13 protein-coding genes and 1 riboswitch are annotated in these 15512 nt (G+C 66.4%); of the genes, 7 read left to right on the plus strand and 6 right to left on the minus strand.

Annotated elements, in window-relative coordinates:
• Positions 1-441, plus strand: a 441-nt coding sequence (locus tag AC1DYI_RS12510) for a hypothetical protein (RefSeq protein ID WP_477204440.1), incomplete at its 5' end; no start/stop codon positions are given.
• Between the two features lie 87 nt (positions 442-528).
• Here AC1DYI_RS12510 and AC1DYI_RS12515 read toward each other — a convergent pair.
• Positions 529-1842: an esterase-like activity of phytase family protein gene (locus AC1DYI_RS12515; protein ID WP_477204441.1), complete on the minus strand. Its 1314-nt coding sequence runs from the start codon at positions 1840-1842 to the stop codon at positions 529-531.
• 146 nt (positions 1843-1988) lie between these two features.
• On the opposite strand from AC1DYI_RS12515, the gene AC1DYI_RS12520 reads away from it, so the two are divergent.
• Positions 1989-2636, plus strand: coding sequence for a DUF599 domain-containing protein (locus AC1DYI_RS12520; protein WP_477204442.1), 648 nt, complete (start codon positions 1989-1991; stop codon positions 2634-2636).
• A gap of 245 nt (positions 2637-2881) precedes the next feature.
• Here AC1DYI_RS12520 and AC1DYI_RS12525 read toward each other — a convergent pair whose 3' ends face one another.
• Positions 2882-4444 (minus strand): S8 family serine peptidase, encoded by a 1563-nt coding sequence (locus tag AC1DYI_RS12525; RefSeq protein ID WP_477204443.1) that lies wholly within the window; start codon positions 4442-4444, stop codon positions 2882-2884.
• Positions 4445-4763: 319 nt separating this feature from the next.
• Positions 4764-4888, plus strand: a riboswitch (glycine riboswitch).
• Between the two features lie 54 nt (positions 4889-4942).
• On the opposite strand from AC1DYI_RS12525, the gene AC1DYI_RS12530 reads away from it, so the two are divergent.
• Entirely contained in the window at positions 4943-6199 is a 1257-nt protein-coding gene (locus AC1DYI_RS12530; protein ID WP_477204444.1) for a D-amino acid dehydrogenase, read from the plus strand.
• Here the strand turns inward: AC1DYI_RS12530 and AC1DYI_RS12535 are convergent.
• Both AC1DYI_RS12535 and AC1DYI_RS12540 read right to left on the minus strand, forming a co-directional pair.
• The gene (locus AC1DYI_RS12535) at positions 6196-6993 is read right to left on the minus strand and encodes an alpha/beta fold hydrolase (RefSeq protein WP_477204445.1); all 798 of its coding nucleotides are present in this window, start codon (positions 6991-6993) and stop codon (positions 6196-6198) included. The two genes, AC1DYI_RS12530 and AC1DYI_RS12535, sit on opposite strands and share 4 nt — an antisense overlap.
• Positions 6990-8573 (minus strand): benzoate-CoA ligase family protein, encoded by a 1584-nt coding sequence (locus tag AC1DYI_RS12540; RefSeq protein WP_477204446.1) that lies wholly within the window; start codon positions 8571-8573, stop codon positions 6990-6992. Before AC1DYI_RS12540 ends, AC1DYI_RS12535 begins: the two co-directional genes overlap by 4 nt.
• A gap of 96 nt (positions 8574-8669) precedes the next feature.
• Here AC1DYI_RS12540 and AC1DYI_RS12545 point away from each other — a divergent pair, with 96 nt between their 5' ends.
• The 4 genes from AC1DYI_RS12545 (at position 8670) to boxA (ending at position 14284) form a co-directional block, all read left to right on the plus strand.
• Positions 8670-9638, plus strand: a complete 969-nt coding sequence (locus tag AC1DYI_RS12545; protein WP_477204447.1) for a helix-turn-helix transcriptional regulator — start codon at positions 8670-8672, stop codon at positions 9636-9638.
• A gap of 108 nt (positions 9639-9746) precedes the next feature.
• Positions 9747-11405, plus strand: coding sequence for a 2,3-epoxybenzoyl-CoA dihydrolase (boxC, locus tag AC1DYI_RS12550; RefSeq protein ID WP_477204448.1), 1659 nt, complete (start codon positions 9747-9749; stop codon positions 11403-11405).
• Between the two features lie 11 nt (positions 11406-11416).
• Positions 11417-12844 (plus strand): benzoyl-CoA 2,3-epoxidase subunit BoxB, encoded by a 1428-nt coding sequence (gene boxB, locus AC1DYI_RS12555; RefSeq protein WP_477204449.1) that lies wholly within the window; start codon positions 11417-11419, stop codon positions 12842-12844.
• Between the two features lie 141 nt (positions 12845-12985).
• The gene (gene boxA, locus AC1DYI_RS12560) at positions 12986-14284 is read left to right on the plus strand and encodes a benzoyl-CoA 2,3-epoxidase subunit BoxA (protein ID WP_477204450.1); all 1299 of its coding nucleotides are present in this window, start codon (positions 12986-12988) and stop codon (positions 14282-14284) included.
• 122 nt (positions 14285-14406) lie between these two features.
• On the opposite strand, the gene AC1DYI_RS12565 is transcribed toward boxA, so the two are convergent.
• A complete protein-coding gene (locus AC1DYI_RS12565; RefSeq protein ID WP_477204451.1) occupies positions 14407-15039 on the minus strand; it encodes a 2-dehydro-3-deoxy-6-phosphogalactonate aldolase in 633 nt (210 codons plus the stop codon).
• A partial coding sequence (locus AC1DYI_RS12570) for a 2-dehydro-3-deoxygalactonokinase (protein WP_477204452.1) occupies positions 15039-15512 on the minus strand: 474 nt, incomplete at its 5' end. The genes AC1DYI_RS12570 and AC1DYI_RS12565, both read right to left, overlap by 1 nt.

A 15512-nucleotide genomic window follows, 5' to 3' on the forward strand; every position in this document is an offset into this window, starting at 1 on the left:
ACACTGGACCTGTCCACCGCCAATGGCCAGCGCAAGTTCGTCGGCACCCCTGCACCGGGCATCCAGCTCGACCCGCGCGTCGGGCCGGGCCAGCCGGTGATGCTGGGCACGCTGAAGGACATCACGGCATCGGATGTCAGCTTCTCGGCGCTGAGCGACGTGGTGCCGTTCAGCAAGACGCTGACCGTCAACTTCGCGCCGGGCAGCTTCGGCCGCAAGTCGGTCGTGCATTTCGGCGTCGACCGCGACGAGGTGGCCACCGGCGGTGGCGGCAACTCGGCCGACCTGCTGGTGGGCGGCACGATCAGCGGCGTGGTCGCCGGCCCGGGCGGTGACATCCCGTTCACCGGCACCTTCTCGCAGGTGCTTCACCATGGCCAATCGACCATGGAAGGCATGGGCCTGATCGACGCGCTGTCGGCGGTGCAATCGCTGCGGTGATGGTGAGCGCGCCGGCCTGAATCGATGGCCGGCGCATGAAGAACAAGGCCGCGGGCAGCTTGCTGTCCGCGGCCTTTTGTCTTCGGCTCAGCGCAGCGGCGCCTCGTCGTCGATCGGCAGTGCAACGTCCAACGCCAGGCGCAGGAACTCGGTCGGATCCGGCTGGCCCTCGTCGCGGCTGCTGCCGGGGTAGTTGTTGTCGTTGATCACCAGCAGCGTGTTCGCGTCCAGCACCAGCACGTCTTCGATCGTCACGAACGGGAAGGTGAACGTCGTCTGGCCGTCCTGGTTCAGGTCGTGCGGGTCGGCCACGTTCATCAGGTCGACCACCTCGGTCTTGCTGACGAAGCCGTCACCGTCGACCACGTTCAGGTCGATCAGGTAGACCTTCTTGAAGCGCGGCGTCTCGGTGCCGTTGCGCTCGATGACCAGGAACTGGTGCTCGTTGACCGCCGTCATGTCACCGATGTTGGTGCCTTGCGGCGCCAGCTTGTACAGCCACTGCTGGCCGGTGTAGCTGGCGCTGGCGATGTCGAAGCGGTTGATGCGCAGGCTGCCCACCGGGTCGCCAGTGACCGTGCCTTCGAGCAGCGTGAACAGGTGCTTGCCCGATGCGTCGATCGCCATGCCCTCGAAGCCGCGCGAACGGCCCAGGGTCGGCGTGCCGCCGTTCAGGTACGGGTTGTCGGGTGACTGCACGCCTGGCATCGCCACCTCGGCGCGCAGCACCTTGCCCTTGGCATTGGTCTGCACGAGGAAGGGGCCGAGTTCGTCGCCGAACCACAGGTGGCCCTTGCGGTCGACGCGCACCGACTCGATGTCGAAGTCGGCGCCGGTCAGCAGGCGACGCTTGGTGATCGCGTCATCGACCGGGATGTCGGCGCTGCCCGGGCCGCTGCCGGCGTAGGGGTAGAACGCACCCTCGGCCACGATCGGGAAACCGAGGTGGTGATCGCTGTCGTTCAGCGTGATGTAGCTGCGCTTGTCGAAGGCGGCGAGCTTGTCTCCGGTGTCACGGTCGATCGGCAGCACAGTGCCGCTGCCGGAGAGGCCCTTGCCGTTCCAGCTGCGGAAATCGGGATGGACGGTGTACAGGCGCAGCAGCGTGTCGGCGGAGTTGGTCTTCGCGCCAAAGCCGTTGTCCGGCATGACCTGGAAGGTGCCGGCCATTGGGCCGGGCAGCACGGCAGAGAAGCCCTGCACCGGCTGTTTGTCGACCAGCGGCAGCGTGCGGCCATTGGCGCTGCTGGCGAACTGGCCCGAGGTCGGGCCGGGCGCGAAGGTGTCGGCGGGCATCGAGGCAAAGCCGGCCAGCGTGCCGGCGGCGTGGGCGGGGATCGAAGCGGTGACAGCAAGCGCGGCGGCCAGCGCGGTTCGAGCGAAAGGGAAGGTGCGGAACATCGGAAAGCCTTGCAGAAAGACCAAAGGGCCGATGCTTCCAAGCCACGATGACAGGGGCGTGAACAGTCGATCAAGCGCTGGACGCATGTCGATATGCGCCAGGCGCGGCGGCGCGCCTATGATTGGCGTGAACCCAGTCCTTCGCCGTGAACGCCGACCTCGCCCCCTGGCTCAGCTTCAACCTCAGCATCCTGCTGCTGGTGGCCTACGAATGGCGGGTGCACCACATCGGCCAGCGCCAGCCAGAGCGACTGGCCCGTTATGCCAACGCCAAGCTGCGCATGCACTGGGTGGTGTCGCTGGGCGACAAGCCGGGCTACGAGATCGTGGCCGTGCAGGCGCTGCGCAACTCGCTGATGGCCGCGTCGATCTCGGCCTCGACGGCAGCGTTGGCGGTGATGGGCGCCCTCAGCATGACCGGCGCGTCGCTGGCTGCGAACCTGTCACGCTGGTCGGTCGAGAACACCCTGCACACCTTGCTGCAGACGATGCTGGTCGGCCTGCTGTTCGCGTCGTATGTCTGCTCGGCCTTGTCGACACGGCACTACAGCCATGCGAGCTTCATCATGTCGATCCCGGTCGATCGGCCCGAGCGCGCCGAGTTGAACAGCGCTGCGGCCACCCACGTGCGCCGCGCCGGGCTGATGTACAGCTGGGGCCTGCGGCTGTTCCTGATGGTGCTGCCGGCGGTGGCCGGCGTCGTACACCCACTGGCGATGCTGCCAGCCACGGTTCTGCTGGTCATCGGCCTGCGCCTGTTCGACCAGCCGGCGAACGACGTCGAGGTGGACTGAAGCGCGGCTGGTGGCCGGCAGCCCCGTTGAAGTGAAAGCGTGGTCGCCCGCGCTACGCGATGCCTCAAGGTGCGGTGACGGCTGTAGCCAGGTAGACGCGCTGTATGCCGTTGAACCGGCCCGTGCCGACGATCTGGCCCGCGTCGTTGACGCCGTAGGCGGCGGTCAGCAGCTTGTCCCATTTGCCCCGACGAAATGAAAACGGGGCCCGAAGGCCCCGTTGTCGTTCAGTGCCGAAGCCCTGATCAGTTGCCGCAACCCAGGCTGGTGATGCGGGCCTTCGCGGCCTTGGCCTGGACCAGGCCGTAGCCGGTCTTGGCATCGCGGCCGGCCACGTCCAGGTCCTTGGCGGACTTGTTCAGCGACTGGCGGATCTGCTCGCCGGTGCAGGTCGGGAAGAAGCTCCACACCAGTGCGGCGACAGCCGCGACGTGCGGGGTGGCCATCGAGGTGCCGTCGAAGTAGGCGTAGTTCGTGGCTTGCACGGCCACGGTGGCCGACTGGCCCAGCTGGGCCTTCATCGCGGTGCCTTCGGTGTCCGAAGCGGTCACCGACGGGATGGTGGTGGCCACGCCACCCAGCGTGCCGGCGAAGCCGCCAGCCACGTTGTTGTAGACCACCGCGCCAATGCCACCGGAGTTCTGGCAGTTCAGGACCTTGTCCGAGAACGCGATGTTGCCGCGCTGGATCAAGCAGACCTTGCCCGACACCGAGGTGTCAACCGCGTCGCCCAGGCCGAAGTCGGCCAGCGCGGCGGTGGCGCTGCCTTGCGGCGAGCCGTCCATCGCGCCCGGCGCGTAGTCGGTGCCACCCACTTCGAGCGACGGCGCCGAGCCGGTGCCCATCGGCACGGTCGACAGCACGCCGACGCCCGGGCCGGAGATTTCGACGTCTGCGTTGCGCTGCGAGAAGCTGGCCCAGGCCGAGTGCTCATCCACCGCGGCGACCGACATCACCGGTACATAACCGGCGGGGTACGAGGTCTGGGTGTTGCCACCGTTGCCAGCCGCGGCGATCGACAGGATGCCGGCGGTCTGCAGTGCCGTGAAGGTGTTCTTCTCGGCCGTGTTCGGGATCGGGCCGCCCAGCGACATGCTGATCACGTTGGCGCCAGCAGCCTGGCACTTCTTGGCGGCAGCGGCCAGGGTCGACGAATAGGCCCAGACGCCGTCATCGCCGAAGACCTTGATGATGTGCAGCTTGATCTTCGAGTTCGGCAGCACGCCGACCACGCCCTTGTTCAGGTTGTTGATCGCCGAGATCGTGCCGGCCACGTGCGTGCCGTGGTGCGTGCCGTCGTGGTTCCACTGGCCAGCGCCGCCGATGTCGTCTTCGCCGGTCACGTTGGCGTTGTGCTGCAGGTCTTCCTGGGCGGCGTCATAGCCCGAGTCGATGATGCAGATCTTGCGGTTGCCGGCGTTGGTGTCCTTCAGCAGGTCGGCTTGGGTCAGCGCGATGCCGTAGGGCACCAGCTGGCCGAGCTTGTAGGGCTTGCCGTCGGACGGCTGGGTCAGCGACAGCGGGTAACGCGGAGCATCTTGCTCGACGCGAGCGATCGCCGTGTGCTTGGCCAGCGCCATCGCGGCGGCCTTCGGCAGCTCGACCGCGACGTTCTCGCCGTCGATCTCGAGCTTGATCTTGCCACCCAGCTGCGCGACGGCAGCACGGGCCAGCTTGGCAGCCTGGCTGCCGGACTTGAAGGTCACAACCACACGGGTGGTGTCAGCGGCTTGGGCGGCGCCCATCATCGCAAAGGCCAGGCCCAGGCCAATACACAGGCGGGACACCGGGAAGCTCGTCTTGGTCATCTTTACAACTCCAGGAAAGGACAGGTCGATCAAGCAAAAAACGTAAGGACTTGAATCCGAGGCCGCAGTGTCCACGCGAGCCCTGGGCTTGCCCACTACAAAAGCTTCAACGATCCTCATGACATTCGAGGGCGTCACGGGGAAACCCGGAGCGAATTCGCCCGGAGCGCTCACTTCACCGTGATTAGTTCACGGCCTCGCGCCTAGGGCAGGTCCTCTACAATCGGTCCTGCAGGAGAGCGCTGGGTTTCGACGCACGTCAGCCCAGCCACCGAAGGCGCAAACTCCCATGCACGCTCAGGTTCCGTACTGCACTGATCAATCGCCGTCTGGAGAGCCGCTGGCCTAACGTTCACGTTCAGGACCAGCGCACCGAAGGAGCAAGGCCTCGCGGAAGTCACGCGGCGGCCGAATCTCTCAGGTACCGGGGACAGGGGGAGCGGCAGGCACGAAGCACTCATTCATCGCGCTTCGTGCCGCTCTCTTTCTGGAGAAACCATGCACGTGGTCGTTCTCGGCGCCGGCCTGCTCGGCGTCACTTCCGCCTATTTCCTTCGCCAACTCGGACACGAGGTCACGATCGTCGACCGGCAGGCCGCCCCTGCCGCCGAAACCAGCTTCGCCAATGGCGGCCAGATCTCGGTCAGCCATGCCGAACCCTGGGCCAACCCGAGCGCACCGCTGAAGGTGCTGAAGTGGCTGGCGAAAGAAGATGCCCCGCTGCTGTTTCGCCTGCGCGCCGACGCGAGGCAATGGGCCTGGGTGTTTCGCTTCCTGCGCGAGTGCACCCCCGGCCGGACCCGCCACAACATCGAGCAGATCGTGCGGTTGGGCACCTACAGCCGCGACACGCTGCAGCAACTGCGGCGCGACATCGGTCTCGAATACGACCAGCGCACACAAGGCATCCTGCACTTCTACACCAGCCAGCAGGAATTCGAAGCCGCTGAAGGGCCGACTGCGCAGATGCGCGAGCTGGGCTGCGATCGGCGCGTGGTCTCGGCCGACGAGGCGGTGCGCATCGAGCCGGCGCTGGCGCACATCCGGCCGCAGCTGGCCGGCGCCACCTACACCCCCGCCGACGAATCTGGCGACGCGAACCGCTTCGTGCACGAACTGGCGCGCCGCTGCGAAGCCGCGGGTGTGCGCTTCCTGATGAGCCACACGGTGACCGCGCTGCGCGGAGCCGGCGGCCGCATCGACCACGTCGAAGCCACCGATGCCCTAGGTGGCTACCATCGCCTGCGCGGCGATGCCTACGTGCTGGCGATGGGGTCGGTGAGCCCGCTGCTCGCCAAGCCGCTCGGCATCACGCTGCCGATCTATCCGGCCAAGGGCTACTCGGTGACGATGCCGGTGAAGGATGCACGCAAGGCGCATCAGGTCTCGCTGACCGACGACGAGTACAAGCTGGTCTTCTCGCGCCTGGGTGACCGGCTGCGCATCGCCGGCACAGCCGAGCTGAACGGCTACGACCGCGACCTGAACCGCGTGCGCTGCGAAGCCATCGTGCGTCGTGTCGAGGAACTCTTCCCCGGTGCTGGGGACAGTGAGCGCGCGCAGTTCTGGACCGGCCTGCGCCCGGCCACCCCGAGCAACGTGCCGATCATCGGCCGTTCGAAGCTGGCCAACCTGTTCCTCAACACCGGCCACGGCACGCTGGGCTGGACGCACGCCTGCGGCTCGGGCAAGAGCATTGCGCGCATCGCAAGTGGCTTGAAGCCCGAGGTCGACTTCGCGTTTGCAGGCGCCTAGCGCTGACTTTGAATGAAGTCCGCCGTCGCCGCGATCACCCGCTCGGGCTGGTCGCGGTGCGGTGAGTGACCGCAGTCGGCCAGCTCCAGCAGCTTGGCTTGGGGCACGCGTTCGGCGATGCCGTGGATCTGCTTCAGCGTGCCGTACTCGTCGTCCAACCCTTGCACTGCAAGCAGCGGGCAGGTGATGGTGGCGAGTTCTCGCTCGATGGTCCAGTCGCGGAACGCCGGATTCAGCCAGATATCGTTCCAGCCCCAGAAGGCCGAGTCGGGGTCCTCGTGATGCTTGGCCAGGCCGGCGCGCAAGCTGCCTGCGAGGTAGGCCTCGCGCGCCTTGGCGATGTTCTCGATCGCGACTTCCTCGACCAGGATGTGCGGTGCCAGCACGACCAGCCCCGAGACGCGCGTCGGGAAGGCTGCGGCATGCAGCAGCGCGATCGAGCCGCCATCGCTGTGGCCGAAGAGCCAGGGCCGTGCGTGCTCGGTGTCGATGTCCAGCGCGCGCAGCAGTGTCGGCAGCACCTGCTCGGCCTGGTGGTGCATGAAGTCCGGACCCCAGGTCTCCTCGRCCGCGCGCGGCGTCGAGCGGCCGTAGCCAGGGCGCGAGTAGACGAGGCCACGCCAGCCGAGCGCGTCGACCAGTTTCGAAGGGAAGTCGCGCCACATCGCCACCGAGCCCAGGCCTTCATGGAGAAAGACCATCAGCGGCTGGCCGCGACGCTCACGGCCCAGCCATTGGTGCTCGATCGTGACGCGCCGACCTTGCCAGTCGATGTCGACGAACTCGACGGTCACACGCCGGCCTCGCGTTCGCGCAGCCGGAAGCGCTGGATCTTGCCTGTCGCCGTCTTCGGCAGCTCGGTGATGAACTCGATCTGACGTGGGTACTTGTAGGGCGCGAGCCGATCCTTGACGAAGGTTTTCAGCGCGTCCTCGTCGACCTGCTGGCCCGGCTTCAGCACGACGAAGGCCTTGGTGCGCATCAACCCGTCGGCATCCGGCACGCCGATCACCGCGGCTTCGAGCACGGCCGGGTGCTGCACCAGGGTCGACTCCACTTCGAATGGCGAGACATAGATGCCGCTGACCTTCAGCATGTCGTCGCTGCGGCCGGCGTAGGTGTAGGTGCCGTCGGGGTTCTTGACGTACTTGTCGCCGCTCTTGGTCCAGCCGCCCTGGAAGGTGTCGCGCGACTTCTCGCGGTTGCCCCAGTACATCAGCGCTGCACTCGGGCCGCGCACATACAGGTCGCCTGTGTCGCCGTCAGGCACTGCGTGACCGTCGTCGCCGCGCAGTTCGATCTCGTAGCCCGGCACCGGCCAACCCGTGGTGCCATAGCGCACTTGGCCGGGCCGGTTGCTGAGATAGATGTGCAGCATCTCGGTCGAGCCGATGCCGTCGACGATCTCGCAGCCGAAGTGCGCAGTGAAGCGCTCGCCGATATCGGCCGGCAGCGCCTCGCCGGCAGATGAGCACAGGCGTAGCGCGACCGCCTCTCGCGGCGGCAGGTGTGGCGACGCCAGCATGCCGGCATAGCCGGTCGGGGCGCCGAAGAACACCGTTGGACGGTGCGTGTCGCGGATCCAGCGCTTGAACGTCGCATCAGGCGTCGGCCGCTCGGCCATCAGCACCGTCGTCGCGCCCACGCTCAACGGGAAGCTCAGCGCGTTGCCCAATCCGTAGGCGAAGAACAGCTTGGCGGCTGAGAAGCAGACGTCGCGCTCGGTCAGGCCCAACACTGGCGTGCCATACAGCTCGGCCGTCCAGTACAGGTTGGCCTGCGTATGCAGCGTGCCTTTCGGTCGGCCAGTCGAGCCAGACGAGTAGAGCCAGAAGCCAGGATCGTCGGGGCCGGTAGCGGCTGGTGCGGCAAACGGCGCGTGGGCTTCGAGCAAGGTGTCGAAAGCCTGGCAGCCAGTCGGTAACTCAGCCGTGGTGCGCGAAACGATCACCGCCCGAACTTCATGGCCGCCCTCACCCGTCGCCTTGTCCATCGCCGCTTGCAGCGTCGGCAACAACGCCGCCGAGACCAGCGCCACCTGCGCGCGACTGTGCTGCAGCATGTAGGCGTAGTCGTCGACGGTGAGCAGCGTGTTGACCGCCACCGGCACGATGCCCGCGTACAGCGCACCAAGAAAACTCACCGGCCAATCGATGCAGTCGTGCATCAGCAGCAGCACGCGCTCTTCGCGCCGCACACCCAGCGACGCCAAGCCAGCTGCCAGGCGCTGAATGCGCTCGGCCAATGCGGCGTAGCTGAGGCCGCCCACATCGTCGACATAGGCCAGCTTCGCGCCGCGGCCCGCGTTGCGCTCGATCAGGTGCTGGGCAAAGTTGAAGCGCGGCCCGGAGGCCTCGACGGAGGTTGGCGACATGGGCAGTCTCCTTGCGTGTCCTTGCGCTCATGGCCTTGCGAAGCAAGGGAGGATGAACTATTGTGCTTGCAGGAACTCTAGATCCGACAATTTGCCATGTCAAGCACTATATTGCATCCCCGGGAGCCGGAAGACGATCTGGAAGGCGGCAGCTTGGCCGCCAGCGCCGAAGCCAACACCAGCGACGACAAGAACCCATTTCTCGTCGCCTTAGGTGAGCGCGTGCGCTCGCTGCGCTCGCGCCGTGGCATGACGCGCAAGGCCGTGGCGCTGGCCGCCGATGTTTCCGAGCGCCATCTGGCCAACCTCGAGTACGGCACAGGCAACGCGTCGATCCTGGTGTTGCTCCAGGTGGCAGGCGCGCTGCAATGTTCATTGGCCGAGCTGATCGGTGATGTGACCACCTCTTCGCCCGAGTGGCTGATGATCCGTGAGCTGCTGGAGCACCGCGACGAGGCCAGCCTGCACCGCGTGCGTGTGGCCATCGGAGAACTGCTGGGCACGGGCGGCGCGCACGGCCAGGGCGGCACGCTGCGCAGCTCGCGCATCGCGCTGGTCGGCCTGCGTGGTGCCGGCAAGTCGACGCTGGGCCAGATGCTGGCGGACGACCTGGGCTTCCCCTTCGTCGAGATGAGCCGCGAGATCGAGAAGTTCGCTGGCTGCAGCATCTCGGAAATCCAGGCCCTGTACGGCATGAACGCCTACCGTCGCTACGAGCGCCGCGCATTGGAAGAAGCGATCCAGATCTACCCGGAGGCGGTGATCGCCACGCCGGGCGGGCTGGTGTCCGATGCAGCCACTTTCAACCAGCTGTTGGCCCACTGCACCACCGTCTGGCTACAGGCCGATGCCGAAGACCACATGAAGCGCGTCACCGCCCAGGGCGACCTGCGACCGATGGCGGCCAGCAAGGAGGCGATGGACGACCTGAAGCGCATCCTGGCCGGCCGCGCTGCCTTCTATTCCAAAGCCGAACTCAAGCTCGACACCAGTGCCCAGCCGCTGGAGCCCACCTTCGTGGCACTGCGCGGGCTGGTGCGCCAAGCCCTGAAACTGCCGTTGTGAGCACCACAAGCAAAATAATGCATTAAAATGCTTGCGTGCATTTTGATTGATGCACTATGATTCCTGTACTGCGTGACATCCCTTGTCACGCCATCAAGGAGATCGACCATGAGCACCTCCGATCGCGTCGACTACCAGACCGACCCGTCGCGCTACCGCCATTGGCGCCTGAGCTTCGAGGGCCCGGTCGCCACGCTGGCCTGCGACATCGACGAGAACGCCGGCCTGCGGCCCGGCTACAAGCTCAAGCTGAACAGCTACGACCTGGGCGTCGACATCGAGCTGAACGATGCGGTCAACCGCATCCGCTTCGAGCACCCCGAGGTGCGCACCGTCGTCGTCACCAGCGCGAAGGACAAGGTGTTCTGCTCGGGCGCCAACATCTTCATGCTCGGGGTGAGCAGCCACGCGTGGAAGGTGAACTTCTGCAAGTTCACCAACGAGACGCGCAACGGCTTTGAAGACTCGTCGCAGCACTCGGGGCTGAAGTTCCTGGCTGCCGTCAACGGCGCCTGCGCCGGTGGTGGCTACGAGCTGGCACTGGCCTGCGACGAGATCATCCTGGTCGACGACCGCTCCAGCGCAGTCAGCCTGCCCGAGGTGCCTCTGCTGGGCGTGTTGCCTGGCACCGGCGGGCTGACGCGCGTGACCGACAAGCGCAAGGTACGCCACGACCTGGCCGACATCTTCTGCACCACCACCGAGGGCGTGCGTGGCCAGAAGGCCAAAGCCTGGCGCCTGGTCGACGAGATCGCCAAGCCGGCGCAGTTCGCGGCCAAGGTGCAGGAACGTGCGCTGCAGCTGGCTGCGACGAGCGATCGCCCGGCCAACGCCAAGGGTGTGGCGCTGACGCCGCTGGAGCGCACGATCGAGGCCGATGCGCTGCGCTATCCGTATGTCACGGTCGAGATCAACCGCGCGCAGCGCACGGCCAGCTTCACGGTGAAGGGCCCGCAGGGCGCGCAGCCGACCGACATTGCAGCGATCGAAGCCGCAGGCGCGAATTGGTACCCCCTCGCACTGGCCCGCCAGCTCGAAGACGCGATCCTCGAGATGCGTACCAACGAGCCCGAGATCGGCACCTGGCTCATCAAGACCCAAGGCGACGCGGCGGCGGTGCTGGCGATGGACGCCACCCTGCAAGCGCACGCCACCCACTGGCTGGTGCGCGAAACCATCGGCCACCTGCGCCGCACATTCAGCCGGCTCGATGTGTCGYCACGCAGCTTGTTCGCGCTGATCGAGCCCGGCTCKTGCTTCGTCGGCAGCCTGCTCGAACTCGCGCTGGCCTGTGATCGCAGCTACCACCTGGCGCTGCCGGACGACGAAGCGCAAGCGCCGAAGATCGCGGTGGGCGAAACCAATTTCGGCCTGTACCCCATGGCCACCAGCCAGAGCCGTCTGCAGCGCCGCTTCTACGGCGAAGAAGACCCACTCGCCGCGATCCGCGCGAAGCTGAACGAGCCGCTCGACGCCGACGCCGCCTTTGCGCTGGGCCTGGTCACCAGCAACCCCGACGACATCGACTGGGCCGACGAAACGCGCATCGCGATCGAAGAGCGCGTCTCGATGAGCCCGGATGCACTGACCGGGATGGAAGCCAACCTGCGCTTCAACGGCCCCGAGAACATGTTCACCCGCGTCTTCGGCCGCCTGACCGCTTGGCAGAACTGGATCTTCCAACGCCCCAACGCCGTCGGCGAAAAGGGTGCACTGAAGGTCTACGGCAAAGGCGACAAGGCCCAGTTCGACTGGCATCGCGTTTAAGGACACAAGCCATGAGCACCATCGACTACAGCGAAAAGATCCCCAACAACGTCAACCTGGCCGACGACCGCACGCTCAAACGCGCGCTCGAGCAATGGCAGCCTAACTTTCTGAGTTGGTGGGACGACATGGGCCCGGACGGCTCGCAGAACTTCGACGTCTACTTGCGCACCGCGACCAGCGTCGACCCGCAAGGCTGGGCCCAGTTCGGCCACGTGAAGATGCCGGACTACCGCTGGGGCATCTTCCTGAACCCGGCCGAGAAAGACCGCAAGATCCACTTCGGTGACCACAAGGGCGAAGACGCCTGGCAAGACATCCCCGGCGAATACCGCGCCAACCTGCGCCGCATCATCGTCACGCAGGGCGACACGGAGCCAGCGTCTGTCGAGCAGCAACGCCACCTGGGGTTGACGGCGCCCAGCATGTACGACCTGCGCAACCTGTTCCAGGTCAACGTCGAAGAAGGCCGCCACCTGTGGGCGATGGTCTACCTGCTGCACAAGTACTTCGGCCGCGACGGTCGCGAAGAAGGCGAAGCGCTGCTCGAACGCCGCAGCGGCCAGCAGGACAATCCGCGCATCCTGCAGGCCTTCAACGAGCAGACGCCCGACTGGCTGGCGTTCTTCATGTTCACCTACTTCACCGACCGCGACGGCAAGTTCCAGCTCTGCGCGTTGGCCGAAAGCTCGTTCGACCCGCTGGCCCGCACGACCAAGTTCATGCTGACCGAGGAAGCGCACCACATGTTCGTCGGCGAGTCCGGCGTGTCGCGTGTGATCCAACGCACCTGCCAGGTGATGAACGAGCTGAAGACCGACGACCCGAAGCGCTTGCGTGAAGCCGGCGTGATCGACCTGCCAACCCTGCAGCGTTACCTGAACTTCCACTTCTCGGTCACGATCGACCTGTTCGGTGCCGACGAATCCAGCAACGCCGCGACCTTCTATTCGACCGGCCTGAAGGGCCGCTACGAAGAGGGCAAGCGCCAGGACGACCACCTGCTGAAGGGCCAAACCTACCGCGTGCTGCAGGCCAAGGACGGTGCGCTGATCGAGCGGGACGTGCCGATGCTCAACGCGCTGAACGAGGTGCTGCGCGACGACTTCATCAAGGACTCGGTCGCCGGTGTCGAACGCTGGAACAAGGTGATCGAGAAGGCCGGCATCCCGTTCCGCCTGAAGACGCCACACAAGGCGTTCCACCGCAACATCGGCGCGCTGGCCGGCATCAAGGTGTCACCCGACGGCCGTGTGCTGAACGCAGCAGAATGGGCCGCCAGCGTCGACCACTGGCTGCCAACGCCGGGCGACCGCGCCTTCGTCGCCGGGCTGATGGGCCGCGTGGTCGAGCCGGGCAAATTTGCCAACTGGATCGCCCCGCCGGTGATGGGCATCAACCGCCAGCCGGTGGATTTCGAATACATCCGCTTCAATTGAACCGTCTGTGCTGCCAACCCCCTCCCTTCAAACTTGGCAAACCTCCCCGTTCAGCCTGAGCTTGTCGAAGGCAAGCGTGGCGCATCAAGGCCCTTCGACAGGCTCAGGGCGAACGGGAACTGGTGAGCGAAGGGGACCGCCATGAATGCGCCAACCGAACTCATCCTGATCAAGCAGCATTTGATCGACCCCGAGATCTGCATCCGCTGCAACACCTGCGAGACGATGTGCCCGACGGGTGCGATCACGCACGACGCGCGCAACTACGTGGTCGACGTCAGCAAGTGCAACTGGTGCAATGACTGCATCTCGCCCTGCCCGACCGGCAGCATCGACAACTACCGTCGGATGCCCAAGGTCAAGGCGTACAGCGTCGAAGAGCAGTTCAGCTGGGACTCGTTGCCGGCGGAGATGAGCCGTGACCAGTTGGCCGAGTTGGTCGGGGGCGATGCGCCCGCAGAAACTGCGGCCCCGGTCGCCGAGCCCACGGCGGCCAGCGCCGCGCAGCACAGCAGCACCGACGCACCGGCCTTCAACGCCGCGCAGCATGGTGCAACGCTGCCGCCTTGGTCTGCTGCGCATGCCTACACCAACCTCTACGGGCCGAAGGCGACGGAGAAGACCGTCACCGCCACAGTCACCGGCAACGTGCGCGTGACCCAGGTTGGCAAGGAGTACGACACGCACCACATCGTGCTCGATTTCGGCGCGATGCCGTTCCCGGTGCTCGAAGGCCAGTCGATCGGTGTCATGCCCCCAGGCGTCGACGAGGCAGGCCGGCCGCACCACGCACGCCAGTACTCCATCGCCAGCCCGCGCAACGGCGAGCGGCCGGGCTACAACAACGTCTCGCTGACGATCAAGCGCGTGCTCGAGGACTACCAGGGCCGGCCGGTGCGTGGCGTGGCGTCGAACTTCATGTGCGACCTGCAGGTCGGCGACACGGTGCAGGTCATCGGTCCGTTCGGCACCAGCTTCCTGATGCCGAACCACCCGAAGAGCCACGTCGTGATGATCTGCACCGGCACCGGCTCGGCGCCGATGCGGGCGATGACCGAATGGCGCAGGCGCCTCAGACAGTCCGGCAAGTTCGAAAGCGGCAAGCTGATGCTGTTCTTCGGCGCCCGCAGCCAGGAAGAACTGCCCTACTTCGGCCCGCTGCAGAACCTGCCGAAAGACTTCATCGACATCAACCTGGCCTTCAGCCGCACGGCCGGTCAGCCGAAACGTTATGTGCAGGACCTGATGCGGGAGCGCGCGGCCGACCTGGCACCGCTGCTGTCAGACCCGAACGCGTACTTCTACGTCTGCGGGCTGAAGGCGATGGAAGACGGCGTGGTGATGACACTGCGCGATGTGGCGCAGCAAGCTGGCCTGAACTGGGAGCAGACCGCTGCTGCGCTGAAGCAGCAGGGCCGGCTGCACCTGGAAACCTACTGAGCTTCTCGACCCCGTACCCCCAACCGTTCGCCCTGAGCATGTCGAAGGGTCCATCCTGAGCTTGTCGAAGGATGGTGCTCCAGTCGATGCGCAGCCACCAGTGGTCCGCCCCTTCGACAAGCTCAGGGCGAACGGTTGGAGGCGGCGACGAAGGCTTCGGCTCGCGTGCGCAGTTCGATGAGTGGCACACCCGGCTTGTACAGCGCACCGCCGATGCCGAAGCCGGTGGCGCCATGGCGGCACCAGTTCGCCATGCTCTCGGGCGTGATGCCACCCACTGGCCACAGCGCGGTGCCGGCTGGCAATACGCTGGCCAGTGCCTGCAGGCCCGTCGGCGGCATCGCCTCTGCCGGGAAGATCTTCAGCGCGTCGGCGCCCGCGCGCAGCGCTGCAAATGCCTCGCTGGCTGTGAACACACCGGGCACGCTGCGCAGGCCCAGTTCACGCGTGCGAGCCACGACCGCCGGGTCGAAGTGCGGCGAGACGATCAGGCTCGCGCCGGTCGCAGCCACCGCGTCGACCTGCGCGGCGTGGGTGACGGTGCCAGCACCGACGGCCATGCCGGCGGGTACCAGCTTCACCAGCTGCGCGATGCTCTCCAGCGCGCCGTCACGGTTCAGCGGCACCTCCAGCGCCTGAAAGCCTGCGTCCAGCAAGACCCTGCCGACATCGGTCGCGTCGACCAACGTCAAGCCACGAAGAATGGCGACCAGCGGCGGCCGGGGTGGCCAGCTGGTCGAAGCATCGGTTGTCATCAGCGGATCTCCATCGATGTGCGCAGGGCCTGCCACGCGGCCAGTTGCACCGCCCGCGCGTCCAGCAACTCGACCTTGCGCCCCAGTTGCGCGGCGCACTGCGCGTGCAGCCGCGCCAGGGCTGGCTCGCCGATCACGCGCACCACGTCACCCCTGTCGGCGTCACGGCGTACGTACTCGTGCCACTCGCTGCCGATCAGCAGGCCGCTGACGTAGCTGGCGGCTTCCTCCGCCGGCATCGCGCCGGTCACCACCCGCGCCCGCGCACCGAACAAGGTGTGGCTCAGCACGCCCTCGGCTGCATCGGCCACACCGCGCCCGAATGCCACCCGGTCCGGCTCGGCATCGGCCGGCGTGGTCTTCATTGCGCCGGACAAGGTGCCACGTTCGCGCAGCAGCGCGAACAGCTCGCCGCTCATGCAGGTGCGCAGGCTGGCCACCGCGCCACCGCGCAGCCGCACCCACTTGCTGTG

The sequence above is a fragment of the Ideonella sp. P3_A4 genome (assembly GCF_056403075.1).